The following is a 21,284-nucleotide window of genomic DNA, read 5'->3' on the forward strand; positions in this document are numbered from 1 at the left end:
GGACTGTACATCAACACAAGAATTTGCGTGTATATTTTATTTCTGAAAGTCCCTTTTTGTACGTAATAAACGAAATAGTAGTTATAACGAGCTATAAAGTTAAAAAAGTATAATCTTTATCTAAAGAAAAAATAATTGCACTATTGTTCTTGATAGCTATAAACCGCATATTAACAAAATAATGCAGACAAGACCAGCAAATTTCACTCCTGCGTTAAAAATTGCTGTTTCGCACGAGTTGAACCCCTGGCTGGCACAGCAGAATCTGAGTCTTGCTTTCACTACCTACCAAACCAACCGACTTTTTTTCGTCAGTAGCCAAGCCAACGGACAGCTTCAGCTACAGGAAAGACTGTTCGATAAACCGATGGGGCTTTTTGCTACAGATAATCGCCTATACATGACTAGCCGTTACCAACTGTGGCATTTCGATAATCTGCTGGGTAGTAGCAAAAATTACGGTGAAGGCGTTAGTGAAGCGCTGCTGCAAGCAGATCGCCTTTATGTGCCGCGCACGGCTTACACTACCGGTGATGTCAATGCCCATGAAGTTGTGTTAGACAACGCCGGAAAAGTTATTTTTGTCAATACAGATTTTAGTTGTTTAGCCACCCTCAGCCCAGACTACAACTTTGTCCCCATTTGGCAACCGCCCTTTATCTCCAAACTCGTTGCCGAAGATCGCTGTCATCTCAATGGGTTAGCGATGGTAGAGGGCAAACCGAGCTACGTCACAGCTTGTAGTACTACAGATATAGCTGCCGGGTGGCGCAATCATCGCCATGATGGCGGAGTCGTCATCGACGTTAACCAGAACGAAATTATCGCTACAGGCTTATCCATGCCCCATTCACCGCGTTGGTATCAGGGGAAATTATGGTTGCTCAATTCCGGCACAGGAGAATTAGGCTACATCCAGGATCGTCAATTCCATCCCATCACCTTTTGTCCTGGATTTGTGCGCGGATTAGCCTTTTGGGAAAACTTCGCCTTTGTCGGACTATCTAAATTACGTTCCCAGAGTTTTACCGGATTAACCTTAGAAAAACGCTTAATTGCCCAGGGAAATCGCCCCGAATGTGGTTTGATGGTGATTGACTTGCAGACAGGCACGCCCCTGCACTGGCTATATTTTCAGGAAGTCATCGAAGAACTATTTGATGTAGTAGTTCTGCCGGGTGTGCTACAACCCCAAGCCATTGGGTTACAAGGAGACGAAATACAGCGGCTAGTCACATTTCCCAACAGTGGCGGCATAGTCACCACCAAACCCACCGCCCACCGTCCCAGTTTAGGTACAGCCGCCCCGGTGGCTGGTTTACCCTCACCCAACCCGATTGTAGGGGCGCAAGCCTTGCACCCAGAGGTTAAGTATCAACGGGTATATCACCTCAACAGTAGTAACGCCAAAGACTACAATCACCTGACCTATCCCAACTTACAAAAACGCTGGCGAAATCAACCGCCCCAAGGGGAATTAGTTGGGCTTTCGGCTTCCGTAGGTGGGGCAATTGTCGGGTTGGCCATCAGCGAACGTATAAACCCACAGCTTGGGGAAATTATTTCTCTATTCGTCTTACCCGAATACCGCCGACAAGGAATTGGCACTCGCTTAGTGGCTTATTTAGAAAAAGACAGGACTTACGCAACTGGCACAATGCGATCGCTAACAAATAGTACTAAAGTACTATAAAAATGCAGATGAAATGAACTAGAGTACAAATGTAAATTGTTCCTTTTCACACCAAATTTTTGGGCTGCTGCTCAGGCTACTGTAACGAATACTTTTGAATATGAAGTTTACTAAATTAGATTATTGCCAGTATCTACTTAGTAGCCAAATTAATTATACCATTACCAATTTGGCAGAGCATTTAGAGAGTATTAGCCATGATACAATTAACTATTATTTGAAAAGAGAAAAATTAACACCTCGTTTACTATGGGATAACGTGAAAGAGGTAGTTGAGCCTGATGACAATGGTTACATAATATTTGATGATAGCATTTTAGATAAAAGGTATTCTGAAGAAATAGAAATAGTCAGAAGACAATATAGTGGTAATGAGCATGGTGTCCTTAAAGGCATTGGCGTAGTTAGCTGCGTGTATGTCAACCCTACACTTCAAAGATTTTGGGTCATAGATTATCGAATTTTTAATCCTGATGTCGATGGCAAAACCAAGATAGACCATGTGAAAGACATGCTCCAAAGCCTTGTGTATCATAAGCTTTTACCATTTGATACTGTTTTGATGGATACATGGTATGCGGTACACAGTTTAATGCTATATATTGATAGCTTAGACAAAATTTATTATTGCCCTTTAAAAGACAATCGGTTAGTTGATGATACATTTGGTCAAGCAAAATATAAACGTATTGAATTATTAGAATGGAGTCAAGAAGAATTAGATTGTGGTAAGATAATCAAAATTAAAGGGTTCCCAGCTAATAAAAAAGTGAAACTATTCCGGGTTACTGTTTCTACCAACAGAACGGATTATGTCGCAACTAACGATTTATCTCAAAGTTCCACGGATGTTGTACAAGAGGTGTGTAAAATTCGTTGGAAAATCGAGGAGTTTCACAGAGAAATTAAACAATTAACTGGGATTGAATTTTGCCAATGTCGGAAAGCTAGGCTTCAAAGAAATCATATCGCTTGTGCAATGTTAGTTTGGGTTAGGTTAAAGAATTTAGCCTATACAACTGGTCAAACTATTTATCAAATCAAGCATAACTTGCTTTCTAATTATTTAATTCAGCAACTGAAACGCCCAAGTATTCTTATGTGCTTGGTTTGATTTAAATTGTCGCCTGTCAGGGCTGCGCCCTGCCCGCTATTTGTGCCAGTTGCGTAAGTCCTGAAAGAATTAGCCCAACAGGGATGTGTTGAAATCATTCTCAGCTATCAAACCAGTTTACTGACCAATGTTGCCTTAGAACCGCTACTACAAAAACTAGATTGGCAACAGCCGCAAATCACCTTGGTGCTAGGCAAAACCGCCACAGAAAAAATTGCCTCAGCCCCCTGGTTACACAAGTATTCCCTACCTCCAACCTTTGAGGTATTTCCTTGGTTAGAAGTGGGTTTATCGCTGCCCTCTGGTGTAGAGTCACAGCGATTAGAACCCCTAAATAGCTTGGGATTGCGCTATGGGGGGGAGGTAATTGGTTGGGTGTTCACCCATCGGGTGGCACCTGACACAATTCGCTACACCACCGTTGCAATTGCAGAAGCATTTGAGAGACGGGGGCGAGGGGTTGGTCTGTTAGCCGAAGCGATACGTCGTCAAGTTAACAGTAATGTTCCCTACCTGACGGGTTCGGTTTCCCACCGTTACCCGCGTTTGTTGCAGTTTGTCCAACGACACCTGACACCGTATTTAACTGGGGTAGGGGAAGTGCGACAAACGAGTAAGTTGATTAAACCTACATTTGAATCAAAAGAAAACTAACATGGCTGACCCGAATTTTCTGGCTCCAATTACCAGCCCCTTCGGACTGATGGATGTGGGGCTTTCTGCTGCACCCACCTTTGCCGATATTGATGCAGATGGCGACTTGGATGCTTTTGTGGGGAATTCTAACGGCAATACCGTGTTTTACCGCAACACAGGAAGTGCTGCTGCTGCCACTTTCACACTAGAAGCTACCAACCCCTTCGGACTGACGGATGTGGGGCTTTCTGCTGCACCCACCTTTGCCGATATTGATGCAGATGGCGACTTGGATGCTTTTGTGGGGAATTCTAACGGCAATACCTTGTTTTACCGCAACACAGGAACTGCTGCTGTTCCCACTTTCACACTAGAAGCCACCAACCCCTTCGGACTGACGGATGTGGGGAGTTATGCTGCACCCACCCTTGCCGATATTGATGCAGATGGCGACTTGGATGCTTTTGTGGGGAATGACTCTGGCAATACCTTGTTTTACCGCAACACAGGAACTGCTGCTGTTCCCACTTTCACACTAGAAGCTACCAACCCCTTCGGACTGACAAATGTGGGGCTTTCTGCTGCACCCACCTTTGCCGATATTGATGCAGATGGCGACTTGGATGCTTTTGTGGGGAATAATGACGGCAATACCTTGTTTTACCGCAACACAGGAACTGCTGCTGCTGCCACTTTCACACTAGAAGCTACCAACCCCTTCGGACTGACGGATGTGGGGTTTTTTGCTTCACCCACCTTTGCCGATATTGATGCAGATGGCGACTTGGATGCTTTTGTGGGGAATCTGGACGGCACTACCTTGTTCTTCGAGAATACACCTGGTACCTCTAACAATCCTCCCACCGCCACTGACGACACTGCCACCACGAACGAAGACACTGCTGTTAGTGGTAACGTCTTAACCAACGACAGCGACACCGATACTGGCGATATCTTGACAGTAGCCGCTGTTAATGGTGTTGCTGCCAGTGTCGGCAACCAAATTACCTTAGCTTCCGGTGCTTTACTCACCCTCAACGCTGACGGCAGTTATAACTACAACCCCAACGGTCAATTTGAATCTCTGGCTGTGGGTCAAACTGGTAGTGATAGCTTCACTTACACTATCAGTGATGGTCAAGGTGGGACTAGCGATGCTACCGTCACCATTACGATTGACGGAGTTGACGAGATTTTAGGCACTGATCCGAATTTTATCGCCCCAATTAACAACCCCTTCGGACTGACGGATGTGGGGTATTTTGCTGCACCCACCTTTGCCGATATTGATGGGGATGGCGACTTGGATGCTTTTGTGGGCAATTATGACGGCAATACCTTGTTTTACCGCAACACAGGAACTGCTGCTGCTGCCACTTTCACACTAGAAACTACCAACCCCTTCGGACTGACGGATGTGGGGTATTTGGCTGCACCCACCTTTGCCGATATTGACAATGATGGCGACTTGGATGCTTTTGTGGGCAATGATGACGGCAATACCTTGTTTTACCGCAACACAGGAACTGCTGCTGTTCCCACTTTCACACTAGAAGCTACCAACCCCTTCGGACTGACAAATGTGGGGAATTATGCTGTACCCACCCTTGCCGATATTGACAATGATGGCGACTTGGATGCTTTTGTGGGCAATAGCTCAGGCAATACCTTGTTTTACCGCAACACAGGAACTGCTGCTGCTGCCACTTTCACACTAGAAGCTACTAACCCCTTCGGACTGACGGATGTGGGGCTTTCTGCTGCACCCACCTTTGCCGATATTGACAATGATGGCGACTTGGATGCTTTTGTGGGCAATAATGACGGCGATACCTTGTTTTACCGCAACACAGGAACTGCTGCTGCTGCCACTTTCACCCTAGAAGCTACCAACCCCTTCGGACTGACAAATGTGGGGTTTTCTGCTAAACCCACCTTTGCCGATATTGATGCAGATGGCGACTTGGATGCTTTTGTGGGGAATGGGGACGGCAATACCTTGTTCTTCGAGAATACATCCGCTACTACCACTACTCCCACTGTGAGCATCACGGCACAAACAGCCACAGCCACAGAAAGCGGCAGTAATGGTGTCTATCGCATTACTCGTACTGATACCACAGGGGATTTAACCATCAACCTCACCCTTGATGGCGGCAGCACGGCTGCTACTGCTGACTATAACCTCAGTGGTGGTAGTGTTACGGTTTCTGGCAATACCTTAAGTGTCACCATTGCTGATGGACAAAGCTTTGTTGATATTAACCTGGCTGCTATCGACGACATTCCTGCCGAAGCAGACGAAACCCTCACCCTTAACCTAGATACTGGCACAGGTTACACCATTGACAGCACAAATAATACAGCCACCGTCACCATTGCCGCCAACGACACCGTAGTAACTAACACCAACGATGACGGCGAAGGTTCCTTGCGGCAAGCGATTCTCAACGCTAATGCCAATCCTGGTGCAGATACCATTACCTTTGCTGGCAGCATTTTTACTGATGCTACCCCAGATATTATTACCCTAACTTCTGGGGAACTGCTGATTACTGATGATGTCACCATCTTAGGGACTGGGGCAAATCAACTGACAGTGAGTGGCAACAATGCCTCCCGCGTGTTCAACATTTCTAATACCGGAACAGACGCCACGATTGATGCTTTGACAATTGCTAATGGCAATTCTTTGAGCGGTGCTGGCATTCGTATCAACTCTGGTGCTAGTTTGATTTTAACAAATAGTACCATCTCTAACAATTCAGGCCCAAGCGGTGGTTTTGGCGGTGGCGGCATTGCCAACATAGGCGGCACTGTTAACGTCATAAACAGTACTATCTCTGGCAATACGGGAGCGGCTGGTGGCGGCATTGCCAGTAATGGTACACTCACTCTCACCAACAGTACCATCTCTGGAAATACAGCAAACGTGTTTGGTGGTGGTATAGCTGTCGTGGGGGCAGTTACTGTGATTAGTAGCACTATCACTAATAATACTGCTGACTCTGATAACGATGGTAATGGTGACGGTGGAGGATTCGCCAGTTTTGGAGGCACTATTACTGCTCAAAACACCATTATTGCTGGTAACTTCGATACTGGTAACGAAGCCCCCGATGTATTAGGTGATATCACAGGCGATGCCAACAACCTCATTGGCACTCTTGCAGGGGCATCCGGCACTATCGGCACTGGCAGTGATATCGTTAATCCCAACCCAGGACTAGCAGCTTTAGCCGATAACGGTGGCCCTACCCAAACCCATGCCATAGTCGCAGGTTCAGCCGCCATCAACGCCGGCAATAACGCCCTTGTCCCTGGTGGTGTCACCACTGACCAACGGGGTACAACTCGCATCATTGGCGGTACAGTGGATATCGGTGCTTATGAATCACCCTTCATTCCTCCGGTTGCTACCAATGATACCGCTACCACAGATGAAAATACTCTGGTTAACATCAACGTTCTTGCCAACGACACCGATGCTAATAGCGACAGTTTGACTATCACTCAAGTCAATGGCAACAGCATCACAGTAGGTACACCCATTACCCTGGCTTCTGGTGCATTGCTGACTCTCAAGACCGATAGTACTTTTGACTACAATCCCAACGGTCAATTTGAGTCTTTAGCTGCGGGTGCTACTACCAACGACAGCTTTACTTACACAGTCAGCGATAATGGCAAAGGCGGCACAAGCACAGCCACAGTTAACCTCACCATCAACGGTGTCAACGATGCGCCCACAGGTTCACCCACAGCCACATTAAGCAACACACTAGAAGATACTGCCATTACCATTACTGCCGCTAACTTATTAACAGGTTTCAGTGATGTTGATGCTGGTGATACCCTCTCAGTTACCAACTTGACTGCCACTAACGGGGCATTGGTAAATAACAATAATGGAACTTATAGTTTCACCCCAAATGCTAACTTTAATGGTACTGTTAACCTCACCTACAATGTGACTGATGGTGTAGCAACTTTAACCGGACAAACTCAAAGTTTCTCTGTCACCCCTGTTAATGATGCCCCTGTTGCTGTTGATGACAGTACTAGCACATTCTTTGGTACTACCGTCAACATCCCAGTTAGTAGCCTACTGGCAAATGATACCGATGTCGATAGCACCTCTTTGAGCATCACTGGTGTCAGCGGTGCTACCCACGGTACTGCCGTCCTCAACAATAACGGCACAGCCAGCAACACCGCAGATGATTTCGTTTCCTTTACCCCAAATCTTCTGTTCTTTGGCAATGCCAGTTTTAACTACACCCTCAGCGATGGTAGCCTCACTGATACGGCTACGGTGACTGTGGCTGTCGGTCTGAACATTTTTGGCACTGTTTTTGCTGATTACCTGACTGGCACCCTTGGTAACGACATCATCAACGGTGGTAATGGCAACGATACCATCTACGGCGGCGCGGGTAACGATAGCCTCGACGGTGGTAATGGCAACGACATCTTGTATGGCGATGGCCTGATGGATGGCGGCGCGGGTAACGATACCCTCAACGGTGGTAATGGCAATGATACTCTCTACGGTGGTGGCGGTACTGATAACCTCACTGGTGGTAATGGTAATGACCTATTGTATGGTGGTGTTGCCAGCGATACTCTCACAGGTGGCAACGGTACTGATACATTTGCCTTTGCTGCTGGGGAAGGTACTGATACTATTACTGATTTCTCTGACGGTAATGATTTGATTGGACTGTATGGTGGTTTGAGCTATGGGCAACTGAGTTTCTCTGGTAACAATATTCTGGTGACTTCCACTAATGAAATTTTGGCAACCCTGACTGGTATTAATACCACAACGCTGACTACTGCTGATTTCGTAACTCTTTAATCATCGCTGTTTTATGCAACGCCGACTTGAGTTGCATGAACCTTTATAAACACTGCTTTGGGGCAAACCTGGGGCAGTGACAAAATTCCTGAAATAGCGGCAAAACATGGTTATGGTGCGACGTTTGCTCTGATCTCTTCGCTTATTTATTAGCTTTACTTATGTTTCTATTTCAAAGTAAGATATGATGTACTAGTATCTAAAAGCACGACATTTTCGCAAAAATCCACTGGAGCAGGCATTCTTGACAGAGCGATCGCAAAAGTTTTCGGTCTACTGCCTGTTAGAATCTTAAGGTCATTCTCTGCATCCTGATATGACTCGTTGGCTGCAAGTAATAAACAGCACTTTTCAAGCAATGGGCTAAATCGCCGATACGGTTCTATCCCCAAACGAGATGCTTGTTTATTAGCGACTTTAATCTTATTTTTCTCTCTTTTTGCCAAATTGGGATGCTCCCCAACGATAATCCTTTCTTTTTGGTATCTGTGCAATTATTGGATGGTATTGGTGCAGGAATTTTTGGCGTCATGCAGCTTTTGGTAATAGCCGATTTGACAAAGGGAATAGGACACTTCAATCTAGCCCAGGGAGGAATTGGCGCTGCCGTTGGCATTGGTGCGTCCCTGAGTAACTCCTTGGCTGGTTTTGTAGCTAAAGAAGTTGGGTACAAAGCTAGCTTTTTGAGTATAGCCGCGATCGCCGCCTTTGCCTTGGCTTTCTTTTGGTTCTTTATGCCTGAAACTAAATCTACATCCCATTCGGTAAACTCTCAATCTGAGTTAACTACGGTGGGGGAGTAGGCAATGCTAGTTCTGCGATACCTTGTGATTTTACTAACTTACATCGGGTTGGGACTGGGCTACTTACCTGGACTGCGGATGAATCGTGCCACAATTGCCATTGTGGGTTCGGCTTTGTTGATGGCATTAGGATTGTTGGATCTGCGTGCGGCATGGAGTGCTATTGACTACAAAACAGTCATCTTCCTGTTCGGCATGATGATAATTAGTGCTAATCTCGCCGTTTCCGGTTTTTTCCGGTTGGCTGTTGATTACACTATCCGTAATATACACAGTCCCTTAGGATTATTAATAGTACTAACTTTTGGTAGCGGTTTTCTCTCAGCACTGTTCCTCAATGACACGATCGCCCTAATTCTCACACCTCTAGTAGTTAGTCTGACGCAATTACTCAACCTCAACCCTGTTCCCTACTTGTTGGCACTAGCTGGGGCAACTAATATTGGTTCTGTTGCCACCCTCAGCGGCAATCCTCAAAATATCTTAATTGGTTCGTTCTCTAGCATTAGTTATCTAGACTTTGCCAAAGCTTTGACACCCCTAGCTTTGGTAAGTTTAGTAATCCAAGTGGGTTGGTTGTGGTGGTTGTATCCAGAGGTGCGTTCTCTTCGTCCCGATCTGAAAGTAGAACCACCCAATTACCGTATCTTCAAACCACTGCTAATCAAGAGTCTGCTAATTACAGGCGGATTACTAGTAGCTTTTTTAATTGGCATTCCCACTGCCGAAGCAACCTTAATTGCCGCTGGGCTATTACTAGTAACACGTCGCCTCAAGCCAGAGCGAATTCTCCAAAAGGTGGATTGGGATTTGCTGCTGATGTTCTGTGGCTTGTTCATTCTCACCGAGGGCGTGCAGAAACTTGGTGCGCTGGAATGGTTTTCACGTTTCGTTCACGATCCCTTGAGCATTCTGGGAGTAACCGTGTTGTTGTCGAATCTGGTATCCAATGTGCCGGCGGTACTGCTGCTACATCACCTAATTCCTCATCCCGATACGCAAACTTGGCTACTGCTAGCGGCAGCTTCCACACTGGCAGGAAATTTGACGCTGCTGGGTTCTGTTGCCAATTTGATTGTAGCGGAGGCAGTTGCCAAGCGAGGATATCGGCTGACCTTTGGGGAGCATTTACGATTTGGACTACCGTTAACTGCTGTGACTCTGGCACTTACTTATTTCTGGATTTATGCTAATCCTTTATAGTGGTTCCCATTCAGATGCAGTACAACATCATATCGCAAGGTGTAGGGGCACGGCAGTGCCGTGCCCTTACAGGTGTACCTCACGCTTTAAGCTAAAATGCCAGGATTCTAAGTATAATATAATACTTTATATTTGGTACAAAAAAGGGAAATATGTTGTTATCGCGTAAAGCTATTGTTACACCTTTTATAATCTTTGCGTGTATTTTAGGAGTTGGCTTCATTCAATTTCCCCGACTGGAAAAACTGCTCAACAGTCAAAAATCTGCTTCCCTAGAAACTCTAGAAAAAGATATTAAATCAGAAAAAATCAGTCTTGATTTTCTCAAAAAAATGCCTAGTTTCGGTTATAAAAACTTGATTGGAGATTGGGTATACCTCAATTTTTTACAATATTTTGGAGATGATGAAGTCCGGGATAAAACAGGTTATAGTTTAAGCCCAGAATATTTTGAAGTAATTCTAGAACGTGACCCGCGATTTTTAGCAGCGTATCGCAGTCTTTCCATTAGTACTTCATTGTATGCTGCCATGCCAGAACGGGCGATCGCTATATCAGAAAAAGGCTTAAAATCTCTATCTCCCTGGGTTCCCGAAAAGTCTTATTACGTCTGGCGTTTTAAAGGAACTGATGAGTTATTATTTTTAGGCAATCCTCAAGCTGCCCAACAGTCTTTTGCAACAGCGGCAAATTGGGCGAGAAATTTTTCAGATGAAGAAAGTCAGTTTGTAGCTGCTAGTTCTGAAAAAACTGCTGAATTTCTCAGCCGAAATCCTAACAGTAAATATGCTCAAATTGCTACCTGGGCAATGGTTTTAAATAATCAAGTTGACGAAAAAACTCGTAAACGCGCAATTAGGGAAATTGAAGCTTTGGGAGGAAAAGTAATTCAAACTCCTGAAGGAAATTCTAAAATTGTCTTTCCGCCAAAAGATTAATTTATTCTTCATAGCGTTTTGCTGTAAGAGAAATAAACTTTTGCAAAATCGCGATCCAATTGATAGCTGAAAAAGAAAACACACAATAAATTTAGGAGCAATAGCGGTGTCAATACAATTGGCAGAATCTGATTTTCAAATATTACAGTGTTTTCCTGTCATGTCCCAGTTGCGTCCTCACCTTGAAGAAGCTAAGTTTATAGAACAAGTTCGATATCAGATGAAAGAAGGATATCAAATTGCATTCTTGGAAATAGACGACCGAACTGTCGCAGTTGCCGGATTTCGCATTTCTACATGTTTAGCATCGGGGAAATTTTTATATGTTGATGATTTAGTTGTTGATGAGTGGAAGCGGTCACAAAACTATGGTCAACAGTTATTTCAGTGGCTAATTGAATATGCAACAAATAACTACTGTCAATACCTGAGTCTTGATTCTGGTGTTCAGCGATTTGCAGCTCACAGATTTTATCTCATGCAGCGCATGAGCATTACAAGTCATCACTTTTCAATAGAATTGTAGCGACAAACAAGATGAGTGTGAACAATGATATTTTTTGGTATGACGGGAAATTAATTCACTCCCAAACTCTGGAATTAAATATTAACGATCCAGGGTTACTTTATGGGGCGACTGTTTTTACAACGTTGCGAGTTTATGAGAACTCCCTAGATAGTAATTTAACTAATTGGCAAGCACATTGCGATCGCCTACTTTCCTCAATCCAATCTTTTGCTTGGCAACAACCCGATTGGAAGCGTGTACGCCAAGGTGCCCAACTTCTCCTCCCACACTTCCCGGTTCTCAGAATTACCCTGTTTCCCGATGGACGAGAGTCGATAATTGGCAGATTTTTACCACCAGATTTGACAGAAAAGCAAAAAAATGGTATTGCGTGCTACGTTGCCAGTTCAGAATTTTCTCGTTCTCTGCCTTCTCATAAAACTGGAAATTATTTGAGTGCTTGGTTAGCAAAAACTAGCTCAAATGCCCAAGAAGCAATATTAGTAGATGCCCAAGGAAATTGGCTAGAAACCAGCACAGGTAACCTTTTGGGATGGTGTGATGGTAGTTGGTGGACGCCGCCAATCAAGGCTGGAATTTTGCCGGGAATATTGCGATCGCAACTTGTAAACTGGTTACAAAACCAGCAACAACCAATGCAGCAGGAACCTTGGAGTGTAGAGCTAGTCCAGAAATTTGAAGCGATCGCCTACACTAATAGTGTGGTAGAGATTATCCCCATTCATACCGTTCATCAGCCAACAGGATCGCTACAATATAATCCACACCATCCTAGTTTTCAGCAAATAAGGGGTCTTTTTTGAGCATGACAGCCACGCCAATCTGTTATATCTTAAGATAAGTTAACATAATTCTTAATAATGACCTCTCCGCTTACAGACGCTACGCGATGGCGCGAAAAATACAGGAGGATAGACCTTAGTGAATAAAAGATGGAGAAACGCAGGGCTGTACGCGCTGCTATTTATTGTTGTCATTGCCCTGGGTACAGCATTTTTTGACAAACAACCCCAAAGCAGAGAGACATGGCGATACAGTCGCTTTATTCAAGAAGTTGAACAAGGCAGAGTAGAAAAAGTCAGTCTGAGTGCAGACCGTTCTACAGCATTGGTTACACCCAAATACGACCCAAATAAACGGCTGGTAACCTTAGTCAACGACCCAGATTTAATCAATACTTTGACATCAAAAGGCGTTGATATTTCAGTTTTGCCCCAAACCGACGAAGGATTTTGGTTTAAGGCACTGAGCAGCTTATTTTTCCCTGTATTGCTTTTGGTTGGCTTATTCTTCTTGCTACGTCGCGCTCAAAGTGGCCCTGGCAGCCAAGCCATGAACTTTGGCAAATCCAAAGCCAGAGTACAAATGGAACCTCAAACTCAGGTGACATTTGGTGATGTAGCTGGTATTGACCAAGCCAAATTGGAATTAAACGAAGTCGTAGACTTTCTGAAAAACGCCGATCGCTTTACCGCCGTTGGTGCAAAAATTCCTAAAGGCGTACTCTTAGTTGGCCCTCCTGGTACTGGTAAAACCCTCCTAGCTCGTGCTGTAGCTGGTGAAGCGGGTGTACCATTCTTCTCAATCTCTGGTTCGGAATTTGTGGAAATGTTCGTGGGTGTGGGTGCATCCCGTGTCCGCGATTTATTTGAACAAGCCAAATCCAACGCTCCCTGCATCGTGTTCATCGATGAAATTGACGCCGTAGGTCGTCAGCGGGGTGCAGGTTTAGGCGGTGGTAACGATGAACGCGAACAAACCCTCAACCAGCTGCTCACAGAAATGGACGGCTTTGAAGGTAACACCGGCATCATCATTATCGCTGCAACCAACCGTCCCGATGTCCTAGATGCAGCATTGTTGCGTCCAGGTCGTTTTGACCGTCAAGTTGTAGTAGACCGTCCCGACTATGCTGGACGTAGCGAAATCCTCAAGGTACATGCCCGTGGCAAAACCTTGGCGAAAGATGTGGACTTAGATAAAATCGCCCGTCGTACCCCTGGATTTACCGGTGCAGATTTATCCAACTTGTTAAATGAAGCCGCAATTTTGGCAGCACGGCGGAATTTAACTGAAATTTCGATGGATGAAATCAACGATGCGATCGATCGCGTATTAGCTGGCCCAGAGAAGAAAGACCGGGTAATGAGCGAAAAGCGCAAGACCTTGGTAGCATATCACGAAGCTGGTCACGCCTTAGTTGGTGCTTTGATGCCCGACTATGACCCAGTACAAAAGATTAGCATCATCCCTCGTGGTCGTGCAGGTGGTTTAACTTGGTTTACTCCCAGTGAAGACCGCATGGACACTGGTTTATACAGCCGCGCTTATCTGGAAAATCAGATGGCTGTGGCTTTGGGTGGACGCATCGCCGAAGAATTAATCTTTGGTGAAGAAGAAGTTACCACAGGTGCTTCCAACGACTTGCAACAAGTAGCCCGTGTTGCGCGTCAGATGATCACCCGATTTGGGATGAGCGATCGCTTAGGCCCAGTCGCCCTTGGTCGTCAACAAGGTAACATGTTCCTGGGACGGGACATCATGTCAGAACGCGATTTCTCTGAAGAAACCGCCGCTGCTATTGATGAAGAAGTCCGCAAACTTGTAGATATAGCTTATACCCGTGCGAAAGAAGTGTTAGTCGGCAACCGCCACATTCTAGATCAATTAGCGCAAATGCTAGTTGATAAAGAAACAGTAGATGCTGAAGAATTGCAAGAAATTCTGGCAAATAACGATGTGAAAACTGCTGCGTTTGCCTAATTAATTCAGAATTCAGAATTCAGAATTCAGAACTTATGAATCAAAGTCGGTTGGATTGGGCGTAAGCGTTACCCAACAAGTTAAAACAACGGGGTAATTCTGGCATTTTCCAGAGTTACCCCGAATTTTTTCCGAATAATTAATTCTCCAAAATTCCATTACGAGTTGTGATGCGTAAAGCCCCCGTCATTTATGCGGGGGATATAAGCGGATGGCTGAAATTTATTCAGCCGTTAATGGTAAGATATACATCCTGGGCAGGGCGTTGTCCAGTGGGCGAGGCAATGTAAGACGGGTGTACCTGCAATTGCTGCTTGAACCCAGAATCCCCCGTCATTCATGCGGGGGAGTGCGTCAAATGTGATTCTCTGTATCCCTGCGTTTCCTATCCTCTGTGCCTATATATCAATACGCTTGGTGTTAAGGCTAAAACTCTTTGTCAAAGTCAGTTTTTTTTAACGTAGACGCAAAGCGGCTTCCCGCAGGATACCGCAGAGGCGCAGAGAAGCCAGTGCGTTGGGCGGGTTCCCCGACTTGTTCGCGCAGCGTCTCCCCTTGGGAGAAGCAACTGGCGCGACACAGAGAGAAGAAAAAAATGCTTAACTGAACTGTATTGGCCTATATATATCAAAAGCTCGGTCATCAAGACCGAGCTTTTAATATGGAACTATTGACTATTAACCTTCTTAATTAGAACTCACCAGGGTTATCATCAAGCGCCAGTAAGAAATTAATCAGGTCTGTTTGTTGTTTAGGATTAAATCCAGCTTGACTGTCTACATAAAATTCATGACCTGTACCATCAAGGTTACTACTTACTAAATCCGGGTCAGCTTTGTTAGCTTTGATGACTTTGGCACGAAGTTTACGATCAACTAAAGCCCTTAAGCTGCTAGCAGCATCGGCTGGTATGCTTTGGCGCAGAGTGCCAGGCAACCCTAACCCAGTCGAATCAACAACAGTGAAATCGGCATTAGAGTCAAATTTTAAACTACCAGCCCGTACTGCTACACCACCATCATGTAAATAGGGTGGGTTTAAATAAAGGCCACGTAAGGAAGTAGTTTTGTAACCACCATTTGGTCGTTGATTAATAGGGGTATCAGATGGGGTTGGGACATCCAACACTTTTGCATCAGCAGGTATGGGAACAGGATTATTGAAACTGTATAGCTTGGTAGGCACAAAGAATTTCACCAGTGCCAAGCGAGCCTGGGCGCGGGCTGGATTAGTACCAATTTTATCAGTTGGGTAAACCTTATTGTCAGTGAAGAAGGGAGGAATATGGCAAGTTGCACAATTAGCCTTTTCAAAAACTTTCGCCCCACGTTTGACTGAATTATTATTAAGTGCTTGCCAGTTTTCAGGAGTCTTGTTAGCAGGTGGTACTAAGCTATTTTGATAAGCAGACATGGCGTTATTAGCAAACATGAACTTACCACTAGCATTATCTAAAGGATTGCCAGTCGGGGGACTAAAAATTAGTCCATTAGCTGTTAACAAGTTAGGTTTCAAATCTGGATAGTTACCTACACCAGGAGCAACAACTTGATCTTGTAACTCTGCTCGACTAGCATCCGGTACAATTGTCCGCAACCATACTGAGGGTTGAACACCTTCTGGGAAACGTATTCTTTCGTCGGCAGCATTTTGAAGAGCAGTACCAAGATATACTTCTGGGTCAATATTGAGACTTTTGGCGATTAGTTCGTATGATGCAAGGATGTTTATTTCTGAAGAGTGAACAGCACTGTTAAAAGCGCTCAATCCAGCAAACGGGCCAATAGCAGCTTCTCCAGAGGCAGCGTAGGGATGAGTTTTAAAGGTGAAATTGTTGGGAATTTGAGTAGTATTTTTAATCCCATCTGTGGAACTTTCAAAATTACCAAAAGGTAATTGCCATAAAATATCATCAAAAGCCTTCTCAAACTTTTGAGGATCGGGCAATTTTACTAAATTACCTTTACTGTCAATAATAGTTTTGCCATTGCCTTGGTATTTTGGATCTAAGGGATTGAGTTTGGTGCGTGAGAAAGCAGCAGATGAATTTGGCGCTAAACCGAGAAATATCGGAAAGGCTATTTCACCATTTGCTACACCAGGAAGAAGTTTACCTTCTTTGGAAATAGAAGCATGGCAAGATGCACAGCTACTTTGCCCATTTGCGGCCGTTCCTATGGGAGCAGTTCCGCCTTTTTCTAGCTTTAAGCCAGTATTTATGGCTGTACCTTTTCGTAAAATCCGACTACCTATAGGGACATCTTTCTGCAAGATAATTTTTAAATTATTGGTTGGCTGACCCCGCAAATTAATAACTGCTGTGGTAATTTCATCCGCAATAATGGCTGAACCTTGTCCAAGACCAAACACACCTTGCAAGCCAAATAAATCCCCTATAGGTCGATTGAAAAATATATCTTCACCTTGGGCAATCAATTCTTTAGTAATATGAACTGCGCCTATCTTTTCATAAGAAATAGGGTCTTTAGGATTAAGCCCTTTACTGGCAACAAGTTGTGATGCTTCTTGGGGGCTGAGGAGTTTACCGAAATAATCGTAGTAGCCTACTGGTTGAGTTGGTGCTGGTTGTAGTGGGTCAATCTTTGCGAAAGCTGGCTGGCTTGTTATCAACAAATTTGATAACACAATACCAAAACTAGTAGTAATAAAAATGCACAGTAATAATAAAATCTTAGTTTTCAACGCAAATAACCATCTACTTAAACCATATTTAGGGTTATTTTTTTTTTGTTTCATTGACCCGACTGTTACTAAAAAACTATAAGTAGATATACCACCTTATTACATAGTTATCAGGACACTAAAAATTTTTGTTATATTCGTTCACGACAAAAAAAAGATTTGTTCAATTCCGTGTATATATTATAGTTTTATAACTTTGTAAAATATTGTAAATAATAATTTAAATTATTTGCCAATTTAAACTATTTTCATCTGACTAGCGGACAGCTTTAGTGATACCAAGTTGCGCTCAAAGATACAGCACATTCCAAGTTGGTAAGGTACACAACGATTCATCTGTTATCCAGGCATAAAAAGTGTTTTACTCTCCGAAGTTTTGAGCGCTGGCTTGGGGCGCTCGAACTTCTCTCTGAATTCTGTTAGCGCAGCGGGGCGTAGCCCATTCTGAATTCTGCTGTATTACTTTTTGTTTGGAATATACGGAGCTGGGAGTCAGAAGAAAGAATATTGTGACTCCTACCCGAATTTTTACTTTATTTTTTTGGAGAATTATTTTGATGGAATTAGTCAAGAAACTTGGCATTGCTACCGCTAGCGCTGTTATCGGCTTGACTGCTGTCGGTGCGTCTTCTTCAGCGCAAGCTGCACAGTTATTTGATTTTCAGTATTCTTTTCCCAGCTACGAAGCAAATGGTACGCCTATTTCAGCTAGCGGCATCCTTACCACAACCGATCTAGACCCCATAAACAACAATTACACAATCACAGGTATAAGTGGGACAAGGACAGCTCAAGGAATTACAGAGACAATAATCGGGTTACTCTCACCGGGTACATACGGTGTCAACGATAATCTCTTGAATCCGAGTCAGCCATTCTTAACCACCAACGGTTTTTCTTACCTGGTTTCCGGTAGCGGAGAAGACGGAAATGGGAACGTTAACGTATTCTACAGTAGTTTTAATGAAGGTTATTCAGAGCTTTCAAGTGATGTAGATTATGGCAGCTTTAGTATCAATCCACGTTCTGTTCCCGAACCTAATGCAGTAGGTGGCTCATTAATTGCTCTTGGTTTTGGCTGGTGGACAAAACGAAAGAAAGCCTATAAAAGCATCTAGGGATAAAAGAAGTCTATGAGCAGACTATTGCTCTCACAGCAATAGTCTGCTCATAGACTTCTTGGCTCGACTTTATCCAAATCGAACATCGGGATAGAGGTGCGGTGCGATCGCTCCTTGTCTCCCCAAATTAGCCGAACTTCACGCTAACAATGATGTCATTGAAATCTTGATCGCCGCCGTTGGACAAGTCCTCAAACCCGAAAACATTGTTGCCTAATATCCGCACATGGTCTACTTTATCCGAATTTGCGCCCAGATACGGGAAGTAAATTGCCGGGTTATTATTGGGGTTGCTGTCAAGAATTTGTGCAGGTGTACCATTCACGATGAGAAATGGTGCAAATATTGAACCAGCTTCAAACTGACCTGTAAAGGTTGCTTTACCCTGATTCCCCACACTCAGGTCAATGCCGCCGACACGGTTCTTTACTGCCGCCTCTCCATAGCCTGCTTGTCCGGGTAGCAAATCCCCTATACCGTCACTGTTGGTATCGATGCCGCCTGTGGCATCCGCCACACGAAAGAAACCGACAAAGTTGTTATATGCCGCCTCACGGTTAACCGTAAACGTTGCATTCTGCGTACCTATTAGTCCACGCAAGTCCAACACCTCGCCTTCCTGCTGGTCTTGTAGGGCAGTGCCTATGGGTTTGTCAGCTTGTGTTCCCAGTTGCATTTGCACTACCGCATCGTTGAACTGACCACTCCCAGGACTATCCTCAAAGCGCAGGTCAAAGTTGCTGTTACCTGCATCAGAAACTTGCAAGGAAGTAGGAGAGGAGAGCCGCAATTGTGACAGTGGTACTGTACCATTCCGCAAACCATCGAGGGTGCCGTTTTGTACTAGTAATAGGCGGAAGCGAATACCACCATCGAGGTCAAGAGTCCGGGTGAGGTTGCTATCAAAGCCGTTGGGCGAATTTCCTAAAGTTGAGAAGATACTGCGAGAACGTGCCAGCGCCGCTTGAGTGTAGTTGGAATCGTTGGGCGTAATGCCGTCGATGGTGCCTTTGTCATCGTCTACGGTAAACAGTCCGATTTCGTTGACAACACCAGGACTGGCACTCTTAAGGAGAAACTGTACAGGGGTTGCAGCACCGCTAAGGTTGAATACACTATCAGTATTCTCAGGTGCGAGGGTAATTTGAGTGTCGTCATTGGTAATCTCACCTGTCACTGCCTCCGATGTAGCAATGGCGTAACCTGTTCCTGATGCCAGTGTTAAGCTCACTGTTTCATCAGCCTCAAAGGTTGTGTCAGCAGTTGGATTAATGGTGACAGTAGCAGTGGTATCACCAGCTTTAAAGGCGACAGTGCCATTAAAGCCAGTAAAGGTGTCAGTTCCAACTATTGTGTAGTCAGTGTTGTAAGTAGCATTGCCGCCAATATTGAAGTTGACTATCTGGGGGTTAGTTGTGTCGCCATCACGGGTGAAGGTATAAATGAAGTTGTTGCTACCATCTTCAGCAACGCTGTTCGGTGTGAGGACGAGGCTGATTTTTGGTTGCTCTACCGTATCACGACTGGTGAGTATCAAATTACCACCATTAATTGTAACACTGCCCGCATAGAGACTGGTGATTATATTGCCCCCATTGGTAATCTCACCTGTCACTGCCTCCGATGTAGCAATGGCGTAACCTGTTCCTGATGCCAGTGTTAAGCTCACTGTTTCATCAGCCTCAAAGGTTGTGTCAGCAGTTGGATTAATGGTGACAGTAGCAGTGGTATCACCAGCTTTAAAGGCGACAGTGCCATTAAAGCCAGTAAAGGTGTCAGTTCCAACTATTGTGTAGTCAGTGTTGTAAGTAGCATTGCCGCCAATATTGAAGTTGACTATCTGGGAGTTAGTTGTGTCGCCATTACGGGTGAAGGTATAAATGAGATTGTTGCTACCGTCTTCAGCAACACTGTTGGGTGTGAGGGCGAGGCTGATTTTTGGTTGCTCTACCGTATCATGACTGATGAGTATCAAATTACCACCATTAATTGTAATACTGCCCGCATTGAGACTGGTGATTATATTGCCCCCATTGGTAATCTCACCTGTCACTGCCTCCGATGTAGCAATGGCGTAACCTGTTCCTGATGCCAGTGTTAAGCTCACTGTTTCATCAGCCTCAAAGGTTGTGTCAGCAGTTGGATTAATGGTGACAGTAGCAGTGGTATCACCAGCTTTAAAGGTGACAGTGCCATTAAAGCCAGTAAAGGTGTCAGTTCCAACTATTGTGTAGTCAGTGTTGTAAGTAGCATTGCCGCCAATATTGAAGTTGACTATCTGGGAGTTAGTTGTGTCACCATTACGGGTGAAGGTATAAATGAGATTGTTGCTACCGTCTTCAGCAACACTGTTGGGTGTGAGGGCGAGGCTGATTTTTGGTTGCTCTACCTCATCCCCAAGCTTGACGACAAAGGCATCTATGCTGCCCGCACTGGTGAGAGTGATATTACCAAAGGTGCCGGTATCTGAGAAGCCTCCCGTAGCGTTGCCATTGCTATCAAGCTTAGTGATGAAGCCATCCTCATTACCAGTGCTAGTGAGGGTGGTGCTGCCAAAAGTAGCTGTACCTGAGAAAGATCCTGTGGCGTAACTGTTACCAGCCTCATCGACGGTGATGCCCAAGCCGAAATCAGTTAACGTGCCGCCTAATTTCTGTGCCCATAGGACGTTTTTGTTGCTGTCGAGTTTAGCGACGAAGACATCACTATAACCAAAACTCGTACTGGTGAGGGTGGTATTACCAAAGGTGGCAGTACCGTTAAAGGCTCCTGTGACGTAGGTGTTGCCGGAACCGTCGGCGGCGATGTTAATGCCAGTGTCGGGGAATGTGCCGCCCAATTGCTGCGCCCACAGGACGTTGTTGATGTTGCTCATGATAGATGTGTATTGCTTGGGACTAAATTTTCTCTTGCAGTGTGT

13 protein-coding genes and 1 pseudogene are annotated in these 21,284 nt (G+C 44.8%); 11 read left to right on the top strand and 3 right to left on the bottom strand.

Translation table 11 applies throughout. The annotated features are described in order from the left end of the window. The first annotated feature begins 181 nt into the window (after positions 1–181). The 4 genes from IQ276_RS08235 (at position 182) to IQ276_RS08250 (ending at position 8,304) form a co-directional block, all read left to right on the top strand. Positions 182–1,693: a TIGR03032 family protein gene (locus tag IQ276_RS08235; protein ID WP_193925581.1), complete on the top strand. Its 1,512-nt coding sequence runs from the start codon at positions 182–184 to the stop codon at positions 1,691–1,693. Between the two features lie 100 nt (positions 1,694–1,793). Further along, positions 1,794–2,807: an IS701 family transposase gene (locus tag IQ276_RS08240; RefSeq protein WP_193926053.1), complete on the top strand. Its 1,014-nt coding sequence runs from the start codon at positions 1,794–1,796 to the stop codon at positions 2,805–2,807. Between the two features lie 186 nt (positions 2,808–2,993). Beyond that, positions 2,994–3,461, top strand: a complete 468-nt coding sequence (locus tag IQ276_RS08245) for a GNAT family N-acetyltransferase (protein ID WP_235115522.1) — start codon at positions 2,994–2,996, stop codon at positions 3,459–3,461. A 1-nt stretch (position 3,462) separates the two neighbouring features. Continuing rightward, complete coding sequence (locus IQ276_RS08250) at positions 3,463–8,304, top strand: beta strand repeat-containing protein (RefSeq protein ID WP_235115523.1); 4,842 nt, start codon at positions 3,463–3,465, stop codon at positions 8,302–8,304. Between the two features lie 278 nt (positions 8,305–8,582). Here the strand turns inward: IQ276_RS08250 and IQ276_RS08255 are convergent. Then, positions 8,583–8,729: pseudogene (locus IQ276_RS08255) on the bottom strand (ISKra4 family transposase); the annotation flags it as partial. 27 nt (positions 8,730–8,756) lie between these two features. On the opposite strand from IQ276_RS08255, the gene IQ276_RS08260 reads away from it, so the two are divergent. From IQ276_RS08260 to ftsH3, 6 genes are all read left to right on the top strand, one after another. Beyond that, positions 8,757–9,107, top strand: coding sequence for an MFS transporter (locus tag IQ276_RS08260; RefSeq protein WP_193915081.1), 351 nt, complete (start codon positions 8,757–8,759; stop codon positions 9,105–9,107). A 3-nt stretch (positions 9,108–9,110) separates the two neighbouring features. Continuing rightward, a complete protein-coding gene (locus IQ276_RS08265) occupies positions 9,111–10,310 on the top strand; it encodes an anion transporter (RefSeq protein WP_193915079.1) in 1,200 nt (399 codons plus the stop codon). Between the two features lie 152 nt (positions 10,311–10,462). Next, positions 10,463–11,248, top strand: a complete 786-nt coding sequence (locus tag IQ276_RS08270) for a hypothetical protein (protein WP_193915077.1) — start codon at positions 10,463–10,465, stop codon at positions 11,246–11,248. Between the two features lie 106 nt (positions 11,249–11,354). After that, a complete protein-coding gene (locus tag IQ276_RS08275) occupies positions 11,355–11,774 on the top strand; it encodes a GNAT family N-acetyltransferase (RefSeq protein ID WP_235115524.1) in 420 nt (139 codons plus the stop codon). Between the two features lie 11 nt (positions 11,775–11,785). Continuing rightward, positions 11,786–12,580, top strand: coding sequence for an aminotransferase class IV (locus tag IQ276_RS08280; RefSeq protein ID WP_228042922.1), 795 nt, complete (start codon positions 11,786–11,788; stop codon positions 12,578–12,580). Between the two features lie 118 nt (positions 12,581–12,698). After that, a complete protein-coding gene (gene ftsH3, locus IQ276_RS08285; protein ID WP_193915075.1) occupies positions 12,699–14,540 on the top strand; it encodes an ATP-dependent zinc metalloprotease FtsH3 in 1,842 nt (613 codons plus the stop codon). A gap of 690 nt (positions 14,541–15,230) precedes the next feature. Here the strand turns inward: ftsH3 and IQ276_RS08290 are convergent. Continuing rightward, on the bottom strand, positions 15,231–17,297 hold the full coding sequence (locus IQ276_RS08290; protein ID WP_193915073.1) for a hypothetical protein: 2,067 nt from the start codon (positions 17,295–17,297) through the stop codon (positions 15,231–15,233). A gap of 503 nt (positions 17,298–17,800) precedes the next feature. Here IQ276_RS08290 and IQ276_RS08295 point away from each other — a divergent pair. Next, complete coding sequence (locus IQ276_RS08295) at positions 17,801–18,361, top strand: PEP-CTERM sorting domain-containing protein (protein ID WP_193915071.1); 561 nt, start codon at positions 17,801–17,803, stop codon at positions 18,359–18,361. A gap of 130 nt (positions 18,362–18,491) precedes the next feature. Here the strand turns inward: IQ276_RS08295 and IQ276_RS08300 are convergent, their stop codons facing one another. Next, on the bottom strand, positions 18,492–21,239 hold the full coding sequence (locus tag IQ276_RS08300; RefSeq protein WP_235115525.1) for a DUF4114 domain-containing protein: 2,748 nt from the start codon (positions 21,237–21,239) through the stop codon (positions 18,492–18,494). Positions 21,240–21,284: the final 45 nt, after the last annotated feature.

Origin of the sequence: Desmonostoc muscorum LEGE 12446 (assembly GCF_015207005.2) — a bacterium.
Taxonomy (GTDB): Bacteria; Cyanobacteriota; Cyanobacteriia; order Cyanobacteriales; family Nostocaceae; genus Nostoc; species Nostoc muscorum.

Excerpts from the sequence above, each read along its gene's own strand:
- IQ276_RS08260 (WP_193915081.1), top strand. The coding sequence starts at position 8,757 with ATGCTCCCCAACGATAATCCTTTCTTTTTGGTATCTGTGCAATTATTG.
- IQ276_RS08280 (WP_228042922.1), top strand. The coding sequence starts at position 11,786 with ATGAGTGTGAACAATGATATTTTTTGGTATGACGGGAAATTAATTCAC.
- IQ276_RS08300 (WP_235115525.1), bottom strand. The coding sequence starts at position 21,239 with ATGAGCAACATCAACAACGTCCTGTGGGCGCAGCAATTGGGCGGCACA.
- IQ276_RS08295 (WP_193915071.1), top strand. The coding sequence starts at position 17,801 with ATGGAATTAGTCAAGAAACTTGGCATTGCTACCGCTAGCGCTGTTATC.
- IQ276_RS08240 (WP_193926053.1), top strand. The coding sequence starts at position 1,794 with ATGAAGTTTACTAAATTAGATTATTGCCAGTATCTACTTAGTAGCCAA.
- IQ276_RS08235 (WP_193925581.1), top strand. The coding sequence starts at position 182 with ATGCAGACAAGACCAGCAAATTTCACTCCTGCGTTAAAAATTGCTGTT.
- IQ276_RS08250 (WP_235115523.1), top strand. The coding sequence starts at position 3,463 with ATGGCTGACCCGAATTTTCTGGCTCCAATTACCAGCCCCTTCGGACTG.
- IQ276_RS08270 (WP_193915077.1), top strand. The coding sequence starts at position 10,463 with ATGTTGTTATCGCGTAAAGCTATTGTTACACCTTTTATAATCTTTGCG.
- IQ276_RS08290 (WP_193915073.1), bottom strand. The coding sequence starts at position 17,297 with ATGAAACAAAAAAAAAATAACCCTAAATATGGTTTAAGTAGATGGTTA.
- IQ276_RS08265 (WP_193915079.1), top strand. The coding sequence starts at position 9,111 with ATGCTAGTTCTGCGATACCTTGTGATTTTACTAACTTACATCGGGTTG.